Annotated in this window: 18 protein-coding genes; 15 read left to right on the top strand and 3 right to left on the bottom strand. The window is 70.8% G+C overall.

Annotated elements, in window-relative coordinates; translation table 11 throughout:
* The first annotated feature begins 13 nt into the window (after positions 1-13).
* Positions 14-1,258, top strand: a complete 1,245-nt coding sequence (locus tag ABT147_RS14100; RefSeq protein WP_351405628.1) for a hypothetical protein — start codon at positions 14-16, stop codon at positions 1,256-1,258.
* Positions 1,259-1,347: 89 nt separating this feature from the next.
* The gene (gene thrS, locus ABT147_RS14095) at positions 1,348-3,324 is read left to right on the top strand and encodes a threonine--tRNA ligase (RefSeq protein WP_351405471.1); all 1,977 of its coding nucleotides are present in this window, start codon (positions 1,348-1,350) and stop codon (positions 3,322-3,324) included.
* A gap of 52 nt (positions 3,325-3,376) precedes the next feature.
* Here thrS and ABT147_RS14090 read toward each other — a convergent pair whose 3' ends face one another.
* A complete protein-coding gene (locus tag ABT147_RS14090; RefSeq protein ID WP_351405469.1) occupies positions 3,377-4,033 on the bottom strand; it encodes a potassium channel family protein in 657 nt (218 codons plus the stop codon).
* Positions 4,034-4,100: 67 nt separating this feature from the next.
* On the opposite strand from ABT147_RS14090, the gene ABT147_RS14085 reads away from it, so the two are divergent.
* Positions 4,101-4,661 carry an HIT family protein gene (locus tag ABT147_RS14085; RefSeq protein ID WP_351405467.1) on the top strand — a complete coding sequence of 187 codons (561 nt, stop codon included), beginning with the start codon at positions 4,101-4,103 and terminating at the stop codon, positions 4,659-4,661.
* A 252-nt stretch (positions 4,662-4,913) separates the two neighbouring features.
* Here ABT147_RS14085 and ABT147_RS14080 read toward each other — a convergent pair whose 3' ends face one another.
* Together ABT147_RS14080 and ABT147_RS14075 are read right to left on the bottom strand one after the other, a co-directional pair.
* Positions 4,914-6,584, bottom strand: coding sequence for an AbeC-like domain-containing protein (locus tag ABT147_RS14080; protein ID WP_351405465.1), 1,671 nt, complete (start codon positions 6,582-6,584; stop codon positions 4,914-4,916).
* 317 nt (positions 6,585-6,901) lie between these two features.
* Complete coding sequence (locus ABT147_RS14075; protein WP_351405463.1) at positions 6,902-9,100, bottom strand: elongation factor G-like protein EF-G2; 2,199 nt, start codon at positions 9,098-9,100, stop codon at positions 6,902-6,904.
* A 275-nt stretch (positions 9,101-9,375) separates the two neighbouring features.
* On the opposite strand from ABT147_RS14075, the gene pgsA reads away from it, so the two are divergent.
* The 12 genes from pgsA to secD all read left to right on the top strand — a co-directional run bounded on the left by pgsA (position 9,376) and on the right by secD (position 20,658).
* Positions 9,376-10,116 carry a phosphatidylinositol phosphate synthase gene (pgsA, locus tag ABT147_RS14070; protein WP_351405460.1) on the top strand — a complete coding sequence of 247 codons (741 nt, stop codon included), beginning with the start codon at positions 9,376-9,378 and terminating at the stop codon, positions 10,114-10,116.
* A complete protein-coding gene (locus tag ABT147_RS14065) occupies positions 10,113-11,075 on the top strand; it encodes a phosphatidylinositol mannoside acyltransferase (RefSeq protein WP_351405458.1) in 963 nt (320 codons plus the stop codon). Before pgsA ends, ABT147_RS14065 begins: the two co-directional genes overlap by 4 nt.
* Positions 11,072-12,232, top strand: coding sequence for a glycosyltransferase family 4 protein (locus ABT147_RS14060; RefSeq protein WP_351405456.1), 1,161 nt, complete (start codon positions 11,072-11,074; stop codon positions 12,230-12,232). Before ABT147_RS14065 ends, ABT147_RS14060 begins: the two co-directional genes overlap by 4 nt.
* Positions 12,233-12,437: 205 nt before the next feature.
* Positions 12,438-12,983 (top strand): LemA family protein, encoded by a 546-nt coding sequence (locus ABT147_RS14055; RefSeq protein ID WP_351405454.1) that lies wholly within the window; start codon positions 12,438-12,440, stop codon positions 12,981-12,983.
* 304 nt (positions 12,984-13,287) lie between these two features.
* A complete protein-coding gene (gene pdxS / locus ABT147_RS14050) occupies positions 13,288-14,205 on the top strand; it encodes a pyridoxal 5'-phosphate synthase lyase subunit PdxS (RefSeq protein WP_351405452.1) in 918 nt (305 codons plus the stop codon).
* Positions 14,206-14,211: 6 nt separating this feature from the next.
* The gene (gene pdxT / locus ABT147_RS14045) at positions 14,212-14,820 is read left to right on the top strand and encodes a pyridoxal 5'-phosphate synthase glutaminase subunit PdxT (RefSeq protein WP_351405450.1); all 609 of its coding nucleotides are present in this window, start codon (positions 14,212-14,214) and stop codon (positions 14,818-14,820) included.
* A gap of 48 nt (positions 14,821-14,868) precedes the next feature.
* A complete protein-coding gene (locus tag ABT147_RS14040) occupies positions 14,869-15,621 on the top strand; it encodes a YebC/PmpR family DNA-binding transcriptional regulator (protein WP_319105893.1) in 753 nt (250 codons plus the stop codon).
* A gap of 167 nt (positions 15,622-15,788) precedes the next feature.
* Positions 15,789-16,319, top strand: a complete 531-nt coding sequence (gene ruvC, locus ABT147_RS14035; RefSeq protein ID WP_351405626.1) for a crossover junction endodeoxyribonuclease RuvC — start codon at positions 15,789-15,791, stop codon at positions 16,317-16,319.
* A complete protein-coding gene (gene ruvA / locus ABT147_RS14030) occupies positions 16,316-16,921 on the top strand; it encodes a Holliday junction branch migration protein RuvA (protein WP_351405447.1) in 606 nt (201 codons plus the stop codon). Before ruvC ends, ruvA begins: the two co-directional genes overlap by 4 nt.
* A gap of 50 nt (positions 16,922-16,971) precedes the next feature.
* Positions 16,972-18,042 carry a Holliday junction branch migration DNA helicase RuvB gene (ruvB, locus tag ABT147_RS14025; protein WP_351405445.1) on the top strand — a complete coding sequence of 357 codons (1,071 nt, stop codon included), beginning with the start codon at positions 16,972-16,974 and terminating at the stop codon, positions 18,040-18,042.
* A gap of 174 nt (positions 18,043-18,216) precedes the next feature.
* Entirely contained in the window at positions 18,217-18,735 is a 519-nt protein-coding gene (gene yajC, locus ABT147_RS14020) for a preprotein translocase subunit YajC (RefSeq protein WP_351405443.1), read from the top strand.
* Positions 18,736-18,867: 132 nt separating this feature from the next.
* Positions 18,868-20,658, top strand: coding sequence for a protein translocase subunit SecD (secD, locus tag ABT147_RS14015; RefSeq protein WP_351405441.1), 1,791 nt, complete (start codon positions 18,868-18,870; stop codon positions 20,656-20,658).

The raw sequence follows: 20,658 nt of genomic DNA, 5'->3' as shown, positions 1-20,658 counted from the left end.
TTACGAGGACGACATATCCGCACGCCGGCCCATCGCCGAGCCCGTACGTCCCGTACGCCCCGCGCGGCCCCACCCCGTCGAGCCCACCTGGACCCAGCCGCCCGACCCCGCCCAGGTCGACCCGGCGGTCCTCGGCGCCCTGCTGCGCCGGCACGGCTGGCAGCGGCGCGGCGGAGCCACCGGACGGTACGGCCGCTGGACCCCACCGGGACCGGCCGGGCGGGGCATGAGCCTGCTCGTGCCCGAGAACCGGGCCTTCCCCGACAGCGACGACCTGCTCGGCGAAGCCCTCACGGCCCTGTCCCGCAGCGGCTCGCCCGCCGCCCGGGACGTCCTGGTCGCCCTCGCCGTCCCCAGCGACGAGATCCACTGGTGGCGGGACGTGCCGACCGGCCCGCTGGGCACCGCCTCCTGGGTCGTCGAGGACCAACTGCGCTCGGCCGCCCGCCAGATGCTCCTCGCGGCGGCCCTGGCCACCCGTGCGCGGGCCGGCTACTACGGCGCCCGGCACCGCCTGCCCGCCGCGGCCTCCCTCGACGGCGTCCTCGTCGGCGCCGCCCCCGGAGGCCGCCGCCTCACCGCCTTCGTCCCCGTGGCCACCGGCCGCCCCCTCGCCCTACGCCTCCACCAGGCCCTGTACGCCACCCGCGAGGCCATCGACTACCAGCGCGCCACCGGTGGCATGGACGCCTTCGACGGCGCCGTCGAGGCGGGGGTCAGCCATGAGCTGACCGAGGCCCTCGTCGCCCTCGTCCGCGGCACCGAGGGCGCCCGTGTCGCCGTCGACTGGGCGCCCGCCGCCGGGGTCCCCGACGGCGGTGCGGCACCGGCCGAGCCCGTCGAGTTCTCACCGGGCGACCTGACCGTGCTGCGTGACGCCGGGGCCCGCTATCTGCGCGAGGAACCCTCGATGCCGGTGCGGATCACCGGGGCCGTGGTGCGGATGCGGCGGTCGGCGGCGCGCGGCGAGGGCACGGTACGGCTGCGGGTCATCGCCGGAGCCGAGGTCCCCCACGTCCGCATGACCCTGGACGAGGAGTCGTACCGGATCGCGGGACAGGCCCATCTCGTCGGACTGCCGGTCCGGGTCCACGGGAGGCTGGAGAGCCGGGGCGGGTTCCGGCGGCTCACCCACGCCGACGGGATCGCACCCGTGCAGGTCGACGAGGCCGAGCGGGACCGGCTGATGAAGTCGCTCCAGGAGAACCTGGACTTCTTCGACGAGGCCGGGGCGAGGACTGACGGCCGCTGTCCTTAACCGTTTCGCAGAGGGCACGCCTGGCTCGGTACGATTCGGGGACCACCTACGAAAATCCGTAGGTGGTCCCTTTCAGTCAGGAGAAACCGGTGTCCGACGTCCGTGTGATCATCCAACGCGATTCCGAGCGGGACGAGCGCGTGGTGACGACGGGCACTACGGCCGCCGACCTCTTCGCCGGTGAGCGGACCGTCGTCGCCGCCCGTGTGGCCGGTGAGCTGAAGGACCTCGCGTACGAGGTGAAGGACGGCGAGACCGTCGAGGCCGTGGAGATCTCCTCCGAGGACGGCCTCAACATCCTGCGCCACTCGACCGCGCACGTCATGGCCCAGGCCGTGCAGGAGCTGTTCCCCGAGGCCAAGCTGGGCATCGGCCCGCCGGTCCGGGACGGCTTCTACTACGACTTCGACGTCGAGAAGCCGTTCACGCCCGAGGACCTCAAGGCCGTCGAGAAGAAGATGCAGGAGATCCAGAAGCGCGGCCAGCGCTTCTCCCGCCGCGTCGTGACCGACGAGGCCGCCCGCGAGGAGCTGGCGAACGAGCCGTACAAGCTGGAGCTGATCGGCCTCAAGGGCTCGGCCTCCTCCGACGACGGCGCGGACGTCGAGGTCGGAGCCGGCGAGCTGACGATCTACGACAACCTGGACGCCAAGACCGGTGACCTGTGCTGGAAGGACCTCTGCCGAGGCCCCCACCTGCCCACCACCCGCAACATCCCGGCGTTCAAGCTGATGCGCAACGCCGCCGCGTACTGGCGCGGCAGCGAGAAGAACCCGATGCTCCAGCGCATCTACGGCACCGCCTGGCCCTCCAAGGAGGAGCTGAAGGCCCACCTCGACTTCCTCGCCGAGGCCGAGAAGCGCGACCACCGCAAGCTGGGCAACGAACTCGACCTGTTCTCCATCCCGGACGAGATCGGCTCCGGCCTCGCCGTCTTCCACCCCAAGGGCGGCATCATCCGCCGGGTCATGGAGGACTACTCGCGCCGCCGGCACGAGGAGGAGGGCTACGAGTTCGTCTACACCCCGCACGCCACGAAGGGGAAGCTCTTCGAGGTCTCGGGCCACCTGGACTGGTACGCCGACGGCATGTACCCGCCCATGCAGCTCGACGAGGGCGTGGACTACTACCTCAAGCCCATGAACTGCCCGATGCACAACCTGATCTTCGACGCGCGCGGCCGTTCGTACCGTGAACTGCCGCTGCGCCTCTTCGAGTTCGGGACCGTGTACCGGTACGAGAAGTCCGGCGTCGTGCACGGTCTGACCCGCGCCCGCGGCTTCACCCAGGACGACGCGCACATCTACTGCACCCGCGAGCAGATGGCGGACGAGCTCGACAAGACGCTCACCTTCGTCCTGAACCTGCTGCGCGACTACGGCCTCACGGACTTCTACCTGGAGCTGTCCACCAAGGACCCGGAGAAGTTCGTCGGCTCGGACGAGGCGTGGGAGGAGGCCACGGAGACGCTCCGCCAGGTCGCCGAGAAGCAGGGCCTCCCGCTGGTCCCGGACCCGGGCGGCGCAGCGTTCTACGGGCCGAAGATCTCCGTCCAGGCGAAGGACGCGATCGGCCGTACCTGGCAGATGTCCACGGTCCAGCTCGACTTCAACCTGCCCGAGCGCTTCGACCTGGAGTACACCGGCCCGGACGGCTCCAAGCAGCGCCCGGTCATGATCCACCGTGCCCTGTTCGGCTCGATCGAGCGCTTCTTCGCGGTGCTCCTGGAGCACTACGCGGGCGCGTTCCCGGCCTGGCTGGCGCCCGTCCAGGCGGTCGGCATCCCGATCGGCGACGCGCACGTGGAGTACCTGCAGAAGTTCGCCGCCGCGGCGAAGAAGAAGGGGCTGCGCGTCGATGTCGACGCCTCCTCCGACCGTATGCAGAAGAAGATCCGCAACGCCCAGAAGTCGAAGGTGCCGTTCATGGTCATCGCGGGCGACGAGGACATGACGGCCGGCGCCGTCTCCTTCCGCTACCGCGACGGCTCCCAGGAGAACGGCATCCCCGTCGAGGAGGCCATCGCGAAGATCGCGAAGGTCGTGGAGGACCGCGTCCAGATCTGAGGCGCGGAGCAGGACCCGAGCACGTGAGCGCGTGCTCCGAGGCCCCCGGGGTTCAGTCCCCCGGGGGCCTTCGCTCGTCCTCCTCCGCGAACACCTGCAGCAGCCACGACGAGACCGACCCCGTCACCGCCCCGAGCAGCGCGAGACCGCAGGCCATCAGGAACACGGCGATCACCCGGCCCGTCGGGGTCACGGGGGTCACGTCCCCGTAGCCGACCGTCGCGAGCGTGGCGCAGGTCCACCACACGGAGTCCCCGAAGGTCAGGATCGTCGCGTCGGGCGCCGCGTGTTCCTGCTGGTAGACGGCGAGGGCGCCGGTGAAGCCGAGCAGGGTCGCCGACAGGCCCGCGTAGACGCCCACGCGCGCGTGCAGAGGGAGCCGGGGCCGGTCGTGGTGACGCCGCACGGTGTCATGGATCTGCACGATGCGCAGGGGGCGCAGCAGCGGCAGTACGAGCACCACGGTGTCCAGCCAGTGCACGCGGACGAACCTCGGGCCCAGGCCGCTCAGTCGCCAGCGCACCGCGTAGTCGAGGATGAAGACCGCCCAGGCCAGCAGGGTCATCGCGAGACAGAGGTCCCTCCAGCCCTGGGGGAGACCGTGGGCCAGCACCCGTACCGCGTACGAGGTGAGGAAGAGGGCCGACGCCCCGGCGAGGACGCGTCCGGTGCGCCGCTCCCAGCGGAGCGCGAGGCTGTCGTGGTCCATCGCCTCAGCTTCGCCCCGCCCGTCCCGCCCCGGCACCCGGCGACACGCCGCGAACGGGCGAAGCCATATGCTGCACTGCATGACGAGTGAGCCGGAGCAGCAGATCGGAGTGGGCACGCAGGACGCGTTCCAGCGCCTGTGGACGCCTCACCGGATGGCCTACATCCAGGGTGAGAACAAGCCGACCGGCCCCGGCGCCGGCGACGGCTGTCCGTTCTGCTCGATCCCGGCGAAATCGGACGAGGACGGCCTGATCATCAGGCGCGGCGAGCATGTGTACGCGGTGCTCAACCTCTACCCGTACAACGGCGGCCACCTCATGGTCGTGCCCTACCGGCATGTCGCCGACTACACGGACCTCACCGGGCCGGAGACCATCGAGCTGGCCGAGCTCACCAAGCAGTCCATGACCGCCCTCCGCACCGCCTCCGGCGCGCACGGCTTCAACATCGGCATGAACCAGGGCACGGTCGCGGGGGCCGGCATCGCGGCCCACCTCCACCAGCACATCGTGCCCCGCTGGGGCGGCGACACCAACTTCATGCCGGTGGTCGGCCACACCCGCATCCTCCCCCAACTCCTGGCCGACACGAGGAAGATGCTCGCGGAGGCGTGGCCCACGGTGTGACTGCCGGGTCAGGTGGTTCGTTCGACTGCGGGTGAGTGGGGCTTCTCGCGCAGTTCCCCGCGCCCCTAAAAACTTCAGGCCCCTGCGGGCCTGAAAGGCGGCGGCGGGGCTGCGGGTCGAAAAGCGAAGCGGGGCGCAGCCCCTGCTTCGCTTTTCAGGGGCGCGGGGAACTGCGCGACCAGCCCCCACCGAACCCGCGGTCGAAAACGGCGCCCACCCCCCACGCACCCCCCGGCCAAGCCAGCGCAGCGCTCACGCGTCGTAGAGGTCCGCCTTCCGAGGCGAAGCATCCTGCACCGCCCCGCTGAGGAACCCGGCCCGCGACCCGAACTTCTCGGTGTCCACGCCGTTCTCCTTCAAGACCTTGATCGCGGCGTTGTGCACCACGCGGAGCACGGGCGTGGCGGCGCGCAGCGCGTCGTCCGCCATGAAGCGGTGCCGCCACGGCTGGTCGGCCCAGGCGTGCCGCAGGCCGAACGGCTCGGGCAGGCCCATGGACCCGCCGAGCCAGTTGAGCAGCGGCGGGTACCAGGTCAGCGGGGCGCGCGCGGCGAGCCGTACGACCTCGTCGGCGTCGACGAGCGGGAGCTTGATCTTGCGGGTCTCCCAGAACCGCAGCGACTTCTGGACTTCCTTCTCCTTGGCCGCCGGCCCGGTCGTGAACAGTCCGTGCACGGGGCCCAGGGCGTGCCCGGTCACCTCGATGCGGAGCGTCTGGTGCAGGACGGTGACCGTCACCAGCATGGTGATGATCAACTGGCCGTCCCAGAGCGTCCACTGGACGCCCAGGTAGTGCCGGTTGCCGCTGCCGAAGTGCTGTTTGTTGCAGATCTCCTGTATGGCGTGGTTCTTGTACTGGTAGGCGTCCACGTCGGTGCTGTCGGGCCGGGCCACGGCGCCGGCGCCCTCGCCGATGGGGCTGACGATCCAGTGCTTGATGGAAGGGGCCGTGAAACCACCGGTGTTGAGGGGGGTGCGCTCCAGCATGCGCAGCTGGTCGTGGATGGCGCGTATGACGTCCCAGCTGCGGAACGGGTGGATCTCCTTGCCGGAGTCGGCCGGCACGAGGTCCTCGGCGAGCTGCCAGCTGCCCCAGCGGGTGCCCATGCCGAGGATGCCCTTGGGGCCGGCGTAGAAGACGAGGTTGGAGCGCTGCTCGGCGCTGAGCCGGGCGAGCTCCTTGCGCAGCTGCTCGGCCTTGGTCTCGTTGGGGCTGCCGGGCACCGCCTCGGGGATCTTGGCACCGACGCCACCGCCGGCCAGCAGACCCGCCCAGCGGTCCCGCAGGTCCGCGGCGGCGCGCTCGCAGATCTGCTTCGCCCAGAACCAGCCGACCACGGGGAGCACGACGCACGCGCGTGCGTACCAGGCCCAGATGCCGTCGAACGGCATCTTCAGCAGGAAGATCACGGCGAGGGCGCCCACGGCGACCAGCAGGGTGGTGCCGAGGACACCGGCCCGCTTGTCACGCTTGGCGACCGTCGTACGGATCTGGAAGACCAGCAGCCACAGCAGCAGCCCGGGCAGGAAGAGCACGCCGCACAGGACCATCACCGCCGAGAGCCAGTTGTCGCGCTCCCTGCGGATGTTGTTCGCCGCGAGGCAGTGCTCGACGACGACCTGCGGCTCCATGCCGAAGGACTGGATGAGCGGCTTGCGGCCCGCGCCGACCATGCGGTCCCGCACCGCGAGGGAGAACGCCTCCCCGAGGTTCGGCCGGAAGATGGTCGCCCACTTGCGGCCCGGTTTGACCGAGGACTTGTGCCAGTCGTTGTTGGCCTTGAGGATCTCCGCGACCTCGTTGTCCCGGTAGGCCGCGGACGCCAGGGCGTACGTCGCCGCGGTCTGGCCCGCGGTGCCCATCAGCGGCACCTGTGCCCCGGGAGTGAAATCGAAATTGTCCGCCACCGCCGCCGCCCCCATCGCCGCACACTCGCTCCTGCGGCTCTTCCCGACTTCCGTGCTCCGCACACCTGTTGATCAGGTCATCACCCGATCCGGACCTGATCGAGCCATACTTGTCGATCAGGTGATCAGCGTATCCGCAGCCACGGACATCGCGCGGTGCGAAGAACGGACATTCACGGAACCCACCGGCCTCGAACCGGACTTGAGCCGTTCCTGAGCCGCACGTGAGCCGCGTGTGCGCCGTACGTGAGCCGGACTTGGGTGCCCGCGCGCCCCGTGGCGGACGACCGAAGCCGCCCGCCACGGTTCCTCTCAGCCCTTCTCGGCTCTTCTCAGCCGTCCTTCGTCTGTTCGCGGACCTTGTCGGCCACATGGGAGGGCATCGGCTCGTGCCGCGTGTACCGGCGGCCGAAGCGCGCGGTGCCGTGGGACAGGGAGCGCAGATCGACGGCGTACCGGTCGATCTCGATCTCCGGTACCTCGGCGCGGACGAGGGTGCGCCCGCCGCCCGCCTGCTCGGTGCCGACGACCCGGCCGCGCCGCCCGGACAGATCGCTCATCACGGGGCCCACGTACGCGTCGCCGACCAGGACCGACACCTCGGCCACCGGCTCCAGGAGGTGGATCTTCGCGTCCGTCGCGGCCTCGCGCAGCGCCAGCGCGCCCGCCGTCTGGAACGCGGCGTCCGAGGAGTCCACCGAGTGCGCCTTGCCGTCCCGCAGCGTGATCCGTACGTCGATGAGCGGATAGCCGGCCGCGACGCCCTTGGCGGCCTGCGCCCGCACCCCCTTCTCGACGGACGGGATGAACTGCCTCGGCACCGCCCCGCCGACGACCTTGTCCACGAACTCGATGCCCGAGCCGCCGGGCAGCGGCTCCACCTCGATCTCGCAGATCGCGTACTGCCCGTGTCCGCCGGACTGCTTCACATGCCGGCCGCGCCCGGCAGACCTGTCGGCGAACGTCTCCCGCAGCGAGACCCGGTGCGGTACGACGTCGACCTGGACGCCGTACCGGTTGCGCAGCCGCTCCAGCGCCACGTCGGCGTGCGCCTCGCCCAGGCACCAGAGGACCACCTGGTGGGTGTCCTGGTTCTGTTCGAGCCGCATGGTCGGGTCCTCGGCGACCAGCCGGGCGAGGCCCTGGGAGAGCTTGTCCTCGTCGGCCTTGCTGTGCGCCCGGATGGCGAGCGGCAGCAGCGGGTCGGGCATCTCCCACGGCTCCATGAGCAGCGGGTCGTCCTTGGCCGAAAGGGTGTCCCCGGTCTCCGCGCGGTTCAGCTTCGCGACGCACGCCAGATCGCCGGCGATGCAGTGCGAGAGCGTCCGCTGCTGTTTTCCGAAGGGTGTGGACAGGGCGCCGATCCGCTCGTCGACGTCGTGGTCCTCGTGTCCCCGGTCGGCGAGCCCGTGCCCGGAGACATGGACCGTCGCGTCGGGGCGCAGGGTGCCGGAGAAGACCCGTACCAGCGAGATACGGCCCACATAGGGGTCGCTGGCGGTCTTCACGACCTCGGCGACCAGCGGTCCGTCCGGGTCGCAGGTCGCCTCGATCTCGCGGGGCCTGCCGTCGGGTGTGGTGACCGAGGGGGTGTCGCGCTCCAGGGGGGTGGGGAAGCCGCCCGTGATCAGTTCGAGCAGCTCGACCGTGCCGAGGCCCTGTTTGGCGCCGTCGGCCGCGGGGGCGGCGGCCAGCACCGGGTGGAAGACCCCGCGGGCGACGGCCCGCTCCAGGTCCTCGATGAGGATGCCGACGTCGATCTCCTCGCCGCCGAGATAGCGGTCCATGAGGGTCTCGTCCTCGCTCTCGGCGATGATCCCCTCGATGAGCCGGTTGCGGGCCTCCTCGATCGTCGGCAACTGCTCGGGGCCAGGCTCGGACTCCTTGCGCTCCCCGGAGGAGTAGTCGAACAGCTTCTGCGACAGCAGCCCGGTCAGGCCGGTCACGGGCGCGTGCCCGTCGGGACCCTGCGGACCGTGCAGCGGCAGATAGAGCGGCAGTACGGCGTCGGGGTCGTCGCCGCCGAACGTCTCCGCGCAGATTCCGGTCATCTCCTCGAAGTCCGCCCGCGCGGCCTCCAGATGCGTGACCACGATCGCCCGGGGCATACCGACCGCCGCGCACTCCTCCCACACCATGCGGGTCGAGCCGTCGACGCCGTCGGAGGCCGAGACGACGAAAAGGGCCGCGTCCGCCGCTCGCAGACCGGCCCTGAGTTCCCCGACGAAGTCGGCGTATCCGGGTGTGTCCAGCAAATTGATCTTGTACCCGCCCCATTCGACGGGGACGAGGGAGAGCTGCACCGAGCGTTGCTGCCGGTGCTCGATCTCGTCGTAGTCGGAGACGGTGCCGCCGTCCTCCACACGGCCCGCCCGGTTCACCGCCCCCGCCGTCAGCGCGAGAGCCTCCACCAGAGTCGTCTTGCCCGAACCGGAGTGGCCGACCAGCACCACATTCCGTACGGACGCGGGGTGGTCGGCCGCCGGCGCCCTGCCGGCGGCTCCGGGATGTGCGTTCGCCTTGTCGCCCATGGTCCTGCCTCCCGTGCACGGTGAGGTCACTGTGGGCGCGGACACGCGGATCCGCGTGCGGTGGCGGCTCCGATGACGCCCGCGGTGCCTTCGAGCTTTGCACTGGTGTCACCGCTCGTCCATACGAGGGACGCGATCGCTCCTCGCGGCCCGGGCCGCCCCCGGTGGGGACGTTCCGTGATCGCCCCGCGACAGCGGTGCGATCAGGACAGGACACGGCGGGCTGGTGCCCGACGGTCGCACACGCGCGCGCGTGGCTACGATGGGCCAGCCGGATGGCCAGCAGGGGCCACGCGGCGACACCGACCCTCGGGAAGGCCATGCTGAACAAGTACGCGCGTGCATTCTTCACGCGTGTCCTCACACCGTTCGCCGCGTTCTTGATCCGCAGGGGTGTGAGCCCCGACACGGTCACGCTTCTCGGCACCGCCGGAGTGATCGCGGGAGCGCTGGTCTTCTACCCCCGGGGCGAGTTCTTCTGGGGCACGATCGTCATCACGCTGTTCGTGTTCTCGGACCTCGTCGACGGCAACATGGCCCGTCAGATGGGCCGCTCCAGCCGCTGGGGCGCCTTCCTCGACTCCACGCTCGACCGGGTCGCCGACGGCGCGATTTTCGGCGGCTTCGCCCTCTGGTACGCGGGCAAGGGCGACGACATCGCCCTGTGCGCCGTCTCGATCTTCTGTCTGGCGAGCGGCCAGGTGGTGTCGTACACCAAGGCGCGCGGCGAATCGATCGGCCTGCCGGTGGCGGTGAACGGCCTGGTGGAGCGCGCCGAGCGCCTGGTGATCTCGCTGGTCGCGGCCGGACTCTCGGGCCTGCACGCGTTCGGCGTGCCCGGCATCGACGTCCTGCTGCCCATCGCGCTGTGGATCGTCGCCGTCGGCAGCCTCGTCACGCTGATCCAGCGCGTCGTCACCGTCCGCCGCGAGTCCGCCGAGGCCGAGGCCGAGGCCGCCGCCGCGGCCGCCCAGGAGGCGCCGGACACCGCCCGGAACAGCGAGGCGACCCCGTGAGCGCTCTGCGGGAGCGTCTGACCGACGGGCTGTACGGCCTCGGCTGGGGCACCGTCAAGAAGCTCCCGGAGCCCGTCGCCGTCCGCCTCGGCCGGACGATCGCCGACGCCACCTGGAAGCGGCGCGGCCCTCTCGTACGCCGCCTGGAAGCCAACTACGCGCGCGTGGTCCCCGGCGCGAGCCCCGAGCGTCTCGCCGAGCTGTCCCGCGCGGGCATGCGCTCCTACCTGCGCTACTGGATGGAGTCCTTCCGCCTGCCCGCCTGGAGCGAGGAGCGCATAAGGACCGGCGTCACCGTCAAGGACGTGCACCGTCTCACCGACGGCCTCGCCGCAGGCCGGGGCGTCGTCCTCGCCCTGCCGCACCTCGCCAACTGGGACCTCGCGGGCGCCTGGGTCACCACCGAGCTGAAGACCCCGTTCACGACGGTCGCCGAACGCCTCAAGCCCGAGACGCTCTACGACCGTTTCGTCGCCTACCGCGAGGGCCTCGGCATGGAGGTCATCCCGCACAACGGCGGCTCCTCCTTCGGCACCCTCGCCCGGCGGCTGCGCGACGGCGGCCTGGTCTGCCTGGTCGCCGACCGCGATCTGTCCGCGTCCGGCGTCGAGGTCGACTTCTTCGGCGAGCCGGCCCGGATGCCCGCGGGACCGGCGCTCCTCGCCCAGCAGACCGGCGCGCTGCTGCTGCCGGCGACGCTCTGGTACGACGACTCGCCCGTCATGCGCGGACGCGTCCTTCCCCCGATCGAGGTACCCGAGACAGGTACCCGCGCCGAGAAGACGTCTGTCATGACACAGGCGCTGGCAGACGCCTTCGCCACCGGCATCGCCGATCACCCGGAGGACTGGCACATGCTCCAGCGCTTGTGGCTCGCGGACCTGGACCCGGAGAAGAGTCCCGACGGCCCCGCACCGGGTCCGGTGACGGATTCCGGTTCCGAGAAGGGGCGCCCGTGAAGATCGGGATCGTCTGCCCGTACTCCTGGGACGTGCCCGGGGGAGTCCAGTTCCACATCCGCGACCTGGCCGACCACCTCATCCGCCTCGGCCACGAGGTGTCGGTGCTCGCCCCCGCCGACGACGACACCCCGCTGCCGCCGTACGTCGTCTCCGCGGGCCGCGCGGTCCCGGTGCCGTACAACGGCTCGGTGGCCCGCCTGAACTTCGGCTTCCTGTCGGCGGCCCGGGTACGGCGCTGGCTGCACGACGGGACGTTCGACGTCATCCACATCCATGAGCCGGCCTCCCCGTCGCTCGGCCTGCTGGCGTGCTGGGCCGCGCAGGGACCGATCGTCGCCACCTTCCACACCTCCAACCCGCGCTCCCGGGCGATGATCGCGGCCTACCCGATCCTCCAGCCCGCACTGGAGAAGATCAGCGCGCGGATCGCGGTGAGCGAGTACGCCCGCCGCACCCTGGTCGAACACCTGGGCGGCGACGCGGTCGTCATCCCCAACGGCGTCGACGTCGACTTCTTCGCCCGCGCCAAGCCCAACCCCGACTGGCAGGGCGACACCCTCGGCTTCGTCGGCCGCATCGACGAACCCCGCAAGGGACTGCCGGTGCTGATGAAGGCCCTGCCGAAGATCCTCGCCGAGCGCCCCCGGACGCGGCTGCTGGTCGCCGGGCGCGGGGACGAGAAGGAGGCGGTCGAGTCGCTGCCCAAGGAGCTGCGCTCGCGCGTCGAGTTCCTCGGCATGGTCAGCGACGAGGACAAGGCCCGTTTCCTGCGCAGCGTCGATGTCTACGTCGCGCCCAACACCGGTGGCGAGAGCTTCGGCATCATCCTCGTCGAGGCCATGTCCGCCGGCGCCCCCGTGCTCGCCTCCGACCTCGACGCCTTCGCCCAGGTCCTCGACCAGGGCGGTGCGGGCGAGCTGTTCGCCAACGAGGACGCGGACGCCCTCGCGGCGGCCGCCGTGCGGCTGCTCGGTGACCCGGGCCGTCGCGCCGAGCTCCGCGAGCGGGGGAGTGCCCACGTCCGGCGGTTCGACTGGTCGACCGTCGGTGCGGACATCCTCGGTGTCTACGAGACGGTCACGGAGGGCGCGGCCTCGGTGGCGGCGGACGAACGGGCCGGGTTGCGGGCGCGGTTGGGGTTCGCCCGGGACTGATGCGGGGGTGGTGGGGTTCGCTGGTGGTGGGATTCGCCCCCGCCGCCCCTACCCGTCCCATCACCAGGGGCCGCGCCCCTTCGACCCCGCTCCGGTGAGTTCTAGGGCTGCGGGTTCGGTGGGGGCTGGTCGCGCAGTTCCCCGCGCCCCTTCGGGGGCGCCGCGCTCGTAGGTGGTCGCGGTGGCACCGGTAGCCTTGCCGCCCGTGACTTCGACACTCATCTGGATCGCGGTCGTCCTCTTCGCGATCGGTCTCTACCTGAGCTGGACCGCGGGACGCCTCGACCGACTGCACGCGCGCATCGACGCCGCCCGCGCCGCGCTCGACGCGCAGCTGCTGCGCCGCGCGTCGGTCGCCCAGGAACTGGCCACCTCTGGGGTACTGGACCCGGCCGCCTCGATCGTCCTCTACGAGGCGGCGCACGCGGCACGGCAGGCCGAGGAGGAACAGCGCGAGGTCGCCGAGAGCGAGCTGAGCCAGGCGCTGCGCGCCGTGTTCGCGGACGCGCAGCAGGTGGAGGTGGTGCGGGAGGCGCCCGGCGGTGAGGACGCCGCGAACGAGCTGGCCCAGGCCGTTCGCCGGGTTCCCATGGCCCGCCGCTTCCACAACGACGCCGTACGCGCGGCCCGTGCCCTTCGGCGCCACCGCAAGGTCCGCTGGTTCCGTCTCGCCGGGCACGCGCCGTTCCCGATGGCCTTCGAGATGGACGACGAGCCTCCGGCGTCCGTGGCCGACCGGGCGACGACGTGACCTCTTCGGGCGCCTCATAGCTCGGTGGGTGCCTGTGCGTCGGCGGGTGCGGGTGGTTCGTGGTTGCTCGCGCAGTTCCCCGCGCCCCTGAGGATTCAGGCCCCTGCGGGCCTGAAAGCACGGGGCGCAGCCCCTGCTTCTCAGGGGCGCGGGGAACGGCGCGAGAAGCCCCACCGGACCCGCGGACGACCACGCGCCACCGGAAAACGAGCCACCGCCTCCCCATTGGCCCTTGCAGTGGCCTGCTCCCCTCACGTTTCCTCGGTGATTGCAGAAACCCCCTTCCCCGAGCGAGGTCAAACCCGTGTCGAGCACGCTCTCCAACCCCACCGCCCAGTCCCCCGAGACCGGCACCGCCCGCGTGAAGCGCGGCATGGCCGAGCAGCTCAAGGGCGGTGTGATCATGGACGTCGTCAACGCCGAGCAGGCGAAGATCGCCGAGGACGCGGGCGCCGTCGCGGTCATGGCCCTGGAGCGGGTCCCCGCCGACATCCGCAAGGACGGCGGCGTGGCCCGGATGTCCGACCCGGACATGATCGAGGGCATCATCGAGGCCGTCTCCATCCCGGTCATGGCCAAGTCCCGCATCGGCCACTTCGTCGAGGCCCAGGTCCTGCAGTCCCTCGGCGTCGACTACATCGACGAGTCCGAGGTCCTCACCCCGGCCGACGAGGTCAACCACTCCGACAAGTGGGCCTTCACGACCCCCTTCGTCTGCGGCGCCACCAACCTCGGCGAGGCCCTGCGCCGTATAGCCGAGGGCGCGGCCATGATCCGCTCGAAGGGCGAGGCCGGCACCGGCAACGTCGTCGAGGCCGTCCGCCACCTGCGCCAGATCAAGAACGAGATCGCCAAGCTGCGCGGCTACGACAACAACGAGCTGTACGCCGCCGCCAAGGAGCTGCGCGCCCCGTACGAGATCGTCAAGGAGGTCGCCGAGCTGGGCAAGCTCCCGGTGGTCCTCTTCTCCGCCGGCGGTGTCGCGACCCCCGCCGACGCCGCGCTGATGCGCCAGCTCGGTGCCGAGGGCGTCTTCGTCGGCTCCGGCATCTTCAAGTCCGGCGACCCGGCCAAGCGCGCCGCCGCCATCGTGAAGGCCACCACCTTCTTCGACGACCCGAAGATCATCGCGGACGCGTCCCGCAACCTGGGCGAGGCCATGGTCGGCATCAACTGCGACACCCTCCCCGAGGCCGAGCGCTACGCGAACCGGGGCTGGTAACCACCCATGAGCGACACCCCCGTCATAGGCGTCCTGGCCCTCCAGGGCGACGTACGGGAGCACCTCGTCGCCCTGGCCGCGGCCGACGCCGTGGCCAGGCCGGTGCGGCGCCCCGAGGAACTCGCCGAGGTGGACGGCCTGGTCATCCCCGGCGGCGAGTCCACCACCATCTCCAAGCTGGCCGTCCTCTTCGGCGTGATGGAACCCCTCCGCGCGCGCGTGCGTGACGGCCTGCCCGTGTACGGCACCTGCGCCGGCCTGATCATGCTCGCCGACAAGATCCTCGACCCGCGTTCGGGTCAGGAGACCGTCGGCGGCATCGACATGATCGTGCGCCGCAACGCCTTCGGCCGCCAGAACGAGTCCTTCGAGGCGGCGGTCGAGGTGAAGGGCGTCGAGGGCGATCCCGTGGAGGGCGTCTTCATCCGCGCCCCCTGGGTCGAGTCCGTGGGCGCCGAGACCGAGGTACTGGCCGAGCACGAGGGCCACATCGTCGCCGTACGCCAGGGCAACGCCCTCGCGACCTCGTTCCACCCGGAGCTGACCGGCGACCACCGACTGCACGCGCTGTTCGTCGAGATGGTCCGCGCGAACCGGGCGGCGGAGTCCTTGTAGGATCTCTCGGGTTCGTACGGAGTTGGGTTACGCGAAGGAGACAGGCAGATGTCCGGCCACTCTAAATGGGCTACGACGAAGCACAAGAAGGCCGTGATCGACGCCAAGCGCGGCAAGCTCTTCGCGAAGCTCATCAAGAACATCGAGGTCGCGGCCCGGATGGGCGGCGTCGACATCGAGGGCAACCCGACTCTCTACGACGCCATCCAGAAGGCGAAGAAGCAGTCCGTCCCGAACAAGAACATCGACTCCGCGGTCAAGCGCGGCGGTGGTCTCGAGGCCGGCGGCGCCGACTACGAGACGATCATGTACGAGGGCTACGGGCCGAACGGTGTCGCGGTGCTCATCGAGTGCCTCACCGACAACCGCAACCGCGCCGCCTCCGACGTCCGCGTCGCCATGACCCGCAACGGCGGTTCGATGGCCGACCCGGGCTCCGTCTCGTACCTCTTCAACCGCAAGGGCGTCGTGATCGTCCCCAAGGGCGAGCTGTCCGAGGACGACGTCCTGGAGGTCGTGCTCGACGCGGGCGCCGAGGAGGTCAACGACCTGGGCGAGTCCTTCGAGGTGCTCAGCGAGGCCACCGACCTGGTCGCGGTCCGCACCTCCCTCCAGGAGGCCGGGATCGACTACGACTCCGCCGAGGCCAACTTCGTCCCGACCATGCAGGTCGAGCTGGACGAGGAGGGCGCCCGGAAGATCTTCAAGCTGATCGACGCCCTGGAGGACAGCGACGACGTCCAGAACGTCTTCGCCAACTTCGACGTGAGCGACGACGTGATGGCCAAGGTCGACGCGTAGCACTCCACGAGTCGGGCGGAGCCGGACGGGCTCCTTCGCCGATGGGCTTCAACGGGCCGACGGGACACACCCCGTCGGCCCGTCGCGTTCTCGGGCCGTTGCGTTGGCGGCCGTTGTCAGCGGCACCCGATAGCCTGCACAAACAGGTGATCGATGGGAGGGGCGCGGTGCGCGTACTGGGGGTGGACCCGGGGCTGACCCGATGCGGTGTCGGTGTGGTGGAAGGCGTCGCCGGACGGCCGCTCACCATGCTCGGCGTCGGAGTCGTCCGGACGCCCGCGAACGCGGAGTTGGGGCACCGTCTCGTCGCGATCGAGCAGGGCATCGAGCAGTGGCTCGACGAGCACCGCCCCGAATTCGTCGCCGTGGAGCGGGTGTTCAGCCAGCACAACGTCCGGACGGTCATGGGCACCGCCCAGGCCAGCGCCGTGGCGATGCTGTGCGCCGCCCGCCGCGGCATCCCCGTCGCCCTGCACACCCCCAGCGAGGTCAAGGCCGCCGTCACCGGCAGCGGCCGTGCCGACAAGGCCCAGGTCGGCGCCATGGTCACCCGTCTTCTCCGGCTCGACGCACCCCCGAAGCCGGCGGACGCCGCCGACGCCCTCGCCCTCGCCATCTGTCACATCTGGCGGGCCCCCGCGCAGAACCGCCTCCAGCAGGCCGTCGCCCTGCACGCTTCGAAAGGCCGTACGGCATGATCGCCTTCGTCACCGGCCCGGTCGCCGCCCTCGCCCCCGACTCCGCGGTGGTCGAGGTGGGCGGGATCGGGATCGCGGTCCAGTGCACACCCAACACCCTCTCCGGGCTGCGCATGGGACAGCAGACCAAGCTGGCCACGTCCCTGGTGGTCCGCGAGGACTCGCTCACCCTCTACGGATTCGTGGACGACGACGAGCGCCAGGTCTTCGAACTGCTGCAAACGGCAAGCGGCGTCGGCCCCCGCCTGGCGCAGGCGATGCTCGCCGTGCACAACCCCGACGCCCTGCGCCGCGCGGTGGCCACCGGCGACGAGAAGGCGCTGATCGCCGTCCCCGGCATCGGCAAGAAGGGCGCCCAGAAGCTGCTGCTGGAGTTGAAGGACCGCCTCGGCGAGCCGATCGGCGCCCCCGCGATCGGCGCCCCGGTCACCCAGGGCTGGCGCGATCAACTGCACGCCGCCCTGATCGGCCTCGGGTACGCCACCCGCGAGGCCGACGAGGCCGTGTCGGCCGTCGCCCCCCAGGCCGAGGCCGCTGCGGGCACGCCCCAGGTGGGCCAGCTGCTGAAGGCCGCCCTCCAGACCCTCAACAGAACCCGCTGACCCACGTAGCGAAGCTCCGCCCATCCGACCGCGACCCCGAGGCACACGCAATGAACTGGGACGACACGACCGACGACACCGCCCCCGACCGGCTGGTGGGCTCTGTCGCCGACCGTGAGGACCAGGCCGTCGAGGCCGCCCTGCGCCCCAAGGACCTGGACGAGTTCATCGGCCAGGAGAAGGTCCGCGAACAACTCGACCTGGTCCTGCGGGCCGCACGCGCGCGGGGGGCCACCGCCGACCACGTCCTGCTCTCCGGCGCCCCGGGCCTCGGCAAGACCACCCTCTCGATGATCATCGCGGCCGAGATGGGCGCCCCGATCCGCATCACCTCCGGCCCGGCCATCCAGCACGCCGGCGACCTCGCCGCGATCCTCTCCTCTCTCCAGGAGGGCGAGGTCCTCTTCCTCGACGAGATCCACCGCATGTCCCGGCCCGCCGAGGAGATGCTGTACATGGCGATGGAGGACTTCCGCGTCGACGTGATCGTCGGCAAGGGCCCCGGCGCCACCGCGATCCCCCTCGAACTGCCGCCCTTCACCCTGGTCGGCGCCACCACCCGCGCGGGACTGCTGCCGCCGCCGCTGCGCGACCGCTTCGGCTTCACCGCGCACATGGAGTTCTACGAGCCCGCCGAGCTGGAGCGGGTCATCCACCGCTCGGCCCACCTCCTCGACGTCGAGATCGACACGGACGGAGCCGCCGAGATCGCGGGCCGCTCGCGCGGGACGCCCCGTATCGCCAACCGTCTGCTGCGCCGCGTACGGGACTACGCGCAGGTCAAGGCCGACGGCTTCATCACCCGCGACATCGCCGGCGCCGCCCTCGCGGTCTACGAGGTGGACGCCCGCGGCCTCGACCGCCTCGACCGGGGTGTCCTCGAAGCCCTGCTCAAGCTCTTCGGCGGCGGACCGGTCGGCCTGTCCACGCTCGCCGTCGCCGTGGGGGAGGAGCGCGAGACCGTCGAGGAGGTCGCCGAGCCCTTCCTCGTCCGCGAAGGACTCCTCGCCCGGACCCCCCGCGGCCGGGTGGCGACGCCCGCCGCCTGGGCCCACCTCGGACTCACCCCGCCACGCGGCACGACCGGCGGAAACGGACAACAGGACCTGTTCGGGGCGTGACCGTCTCGTGACGGCGCGGTACTCGCCCGGCATGGAACCCCGGTGACATGCTGTGCGTTGTTCCATCACGGTGGACTCGCTTAGACTCCGCCGATGCCGCCCTTGTCGGCAGCACACATACCCCCAACCATCAGGCCGCTCGCCATCGCGGTCGTGTGAAGGAAGTTCCGACCCGTGAGTCTCGTGACCCTCCTCCCGTTCATCGTGCTCATCGGGGCCATGATCCTGATGACCCGATCGGCCAAGAAGAAGCAGCAGCAGGCCGTCGACATGCGGAACCAGATGCAGCCCGGTTCCGGCGTCCGCACGATCGGGGGCATGTACGCGACCGTCAAGGAGGTCAGCGAGGACACCGTCCTCCTCGACGCCGGGCCGGGCGTCGAGCTGCTGTTCGCCAAGAACTCCATCGGTGCCGTCCTCAGCGACGAGGAGTACAACCGCATCGTCCACGGCATCGAGCACGACCTGAAGTCCGACGTCGTCCCGGACGACGCCTCCTCCCTCACCGAGACCGACGAGCCCTCCGACGACGCTTCCGCCGCTTCCGACGACAAGCCCATCGACCTCGGCAAGAAGGACGCGTCCGACGACGCGGCCGACGAGCCCGCCGAGGCGAAGGCCGCCGACAAGGCCGACGACAAGACCGTCGAAGCAGAGCCGAAGAAGGCCGACGGCGAGTCCGACGCGAAGTAGTCACGTCCCGGGAGTGCGAGCGAGAACCGCCCGCGCCCCGGGTACGTGCCGTTTTCGCCCGGATTCCCGACACCAGTCATGGCCGCCCCGCGCTGACCCCGCGTACGGCGGCCCGAGAGGGAGTACGAGAAGGTGGCAGCACCGAAGAAGGGCCGGAGCGCGAGCGCCCAGAGCAAGCCTGGGCGCGCGCTGGCCCTCATCCTGATCGCCCTTGTGGCGCTCACCGGGGGAATGTTTGCCTCCGGACACACCACACCGCGTCTCGGCATCGACCTCGCCGGTGGTACGAGCATCACGTTGACGGCGATCAACGAGCCCGGTCAGCCCAACGCGATCAACAAGACCAACATGGACACAGCGGTCGAGATCATGAACCGCCGTGTCAACGGTCTGGGCGTGTCCGAGGCGGAGGTCCAGACCCAGGGCAATGAGAACATCATTGTCAACATTCCCAAGGGCACGGATTCCGAAGAGGCCAGGGATCAGGTCGGCACCACCGCGAAGCTGTACTTCCGTCCGGTTCTGCAGAGCCAGGTAGGCGCCGGCACGCCGCAGACGCCGAGCGCCTCGCCGAGCACCAGCGCCAGTGGCAGCGGCTCGCCGAGCCCGTCGAGCTCCGACGGCAAGGGAACGGACAAGGACGAGGCCACCTCGCCCGAGTCCGGTGACTCCGCCGACCCGACGTCCTCCGCCACGTCCCAGGGCCGTGCGCTCACCGACGCGCTGAAGGCCGACCCCACGCCCTCCGGCAGCGGCTCGGCGTCCGCCAAGGCCTCCGACAAGGCCTCGCCGTCGGCGAGCCCGAGCGTCGACGCGGAGACCCAGGCGCTCCAGGCCAAGTTCGCCGCCCTCGACTGCAACGACCCGAAGCAGCGTGCCGAGGCCGGCAAGGGCAAGACCACCGACGTCGTCGTGGCCTGCGGCCAGGACAACGGCAGCTGGAGCAAGTTCGTGCTCGGCCCGGTCGGGGTCGACGGCACCGAGGTCGAGAAGGCCCAGGCGCTGCTCGACACGCAGAGCGGCACCGGCTGGCAGGTCGTCATGGACTTCGACTCCAAGGGTGAGAAGAAGTTCGCCGACATCACCGGCCAGCTGGCGACCCAGACCTCCCCGCAGAACGAGTTCGCGATCGTCCTCGACGACGAGGTCGTCTCCCACCCCTACGTGCAGGCGGCGGTCACCGGCGGCAAGGCCGAGATCTCCGGCAGCTTCACGCAGGAGGAGGCCCAGAACCTCGCCAACATGCTGTCGTACGGCGCGCTCCCGCTGACCTTCAAGGAGTCGAGCGTCACCACCGTCAGCCCCGCGCTCGGCACCGACCAGCTGCAGGCCGGCCTGATCGCCGGTGCGATCGGTCTGGCCCTGGTCATGATCTACCTGATCGTCTACTACCGCGGCCTGTCGCTGATCGCCATCGCCTCACTGCTCGTCTCGGCGGCCCTGACCTACGTGATCATGGCGCTGCTCGGTCCGACGATCGGCTTCGCGCTGAACCTCCCGGCCGTCTGCGGTGCGATCGTCGCGATCGGTATCACGGCGGACTCGTTCATCGTGTACTTCGAACGCGTCCGGGACGAGATCCGCGAAGGCCGCACGCTGCGCCCCGCCGTCGAGCGGGCCTGGCCGCGTGCCCGGCGCACCATCCTGGTCTCCGACTTCGTGTCGTTCCTCTCCGCCGCGGTGCTCTTCGTCGTCACCGTCGGCAAGGTCCAGGGCTTCGCGTTCACGCTCGGTCTGACGACCGTGCTCGACGTGGTGGTGGTCTTCCTCTTCACCAAGCCGCTGCTGACGCTGCTGGCCCGCACGAAGTTCTTCGGGAACGGCCACAGCTGGTCCGGTCTCGACCCGAAGCGACTGGGTGCCCGGCCGCCGCTGCGCCGCACCCGCCGTCCCGTCGTCCCCGCCGACCCGAAGGAGGCCTGA

This window comes from Streptomyces sp. NPDC001868 (genome assembly GCF_040297125.1).
In the GTDB taxonomy this organism is placed as follows: domain Bacteria; phylum Actinomycetota; class Actinomycetes; order Streptomycetales; family Streptomycetaceae; genus Streptomyces.
Note: the sequence above shows the minus strand (reverse complement) of the source record. Positions and strands in the feature narration are given on the sequence as shown.

Excerpts from the sequence above, each read along its gene's own strand:
- ruvB (WP_351405445.1), top strand. The coding sequence starts at position 16,972 with ATGAACTGGGACGACACGACCGACGACACCGCCCCCGACCGGCTGGTG.
- pgsA (WP_351405460.1), top strand. The coding sequence starts at position 9,376 with ATGGCCAGCAGGGGCCACGCGGCGACACCGACCCTCGGGAAGGCCATG.
- ruvA (WP_351405447.1), top strand. The coding sequence starts at position 16,316 with ATGATCGCCTTCGTCACCGGCCCGGTCGCCGCCCTCGCCCCCGACTCC.
- ABT147_RS14080 (WP_351405465.1), bottom strand. The coding sequence starts at position 6,584 with ATGGGGGCGGCGGCGGTGGCGGACAATTTCGATTTCACTCCCGGGGCA.
- ABT147_RS14085 (WP_351405467.1), top strand. The coding sequence starts at position 4,101 with ATGCTGCACTGCATGACGAGTGAGCCGGAGCAGCAGATCGGAGTGGGC.
- ABT147_RS14090 (WP_351405469.1), bottom strand. The coding sequence starts at position 4,033 with ATGGACCACGACAGCCTCGCGCTCCGCTGGGAGCGGCGCACCGGACGC.
- ABT147_RS14075 (WP_351405463.1), bottom strand. The coding sequence starts at position 9,100 with ATGGGCGACAAGGCGAACGCACATCCCGGAGCCGCCGGCAGGGCGCCG.
- ABT147_RS14040 (WP_319105893.1), top strand. The coding sequence starts at position 14,869 with ATGTCCGGCCACTCTAAATGGGCTACGACGAAGCACAAGAAGGCCGTG.
- pdxT (WP_351405450.1), top strand. The coding sequence starts at position 14,212 with ATGAGCGACACCCCCGTCATAGGCGTCCTGGCCCTCCAGGGCGACGTA.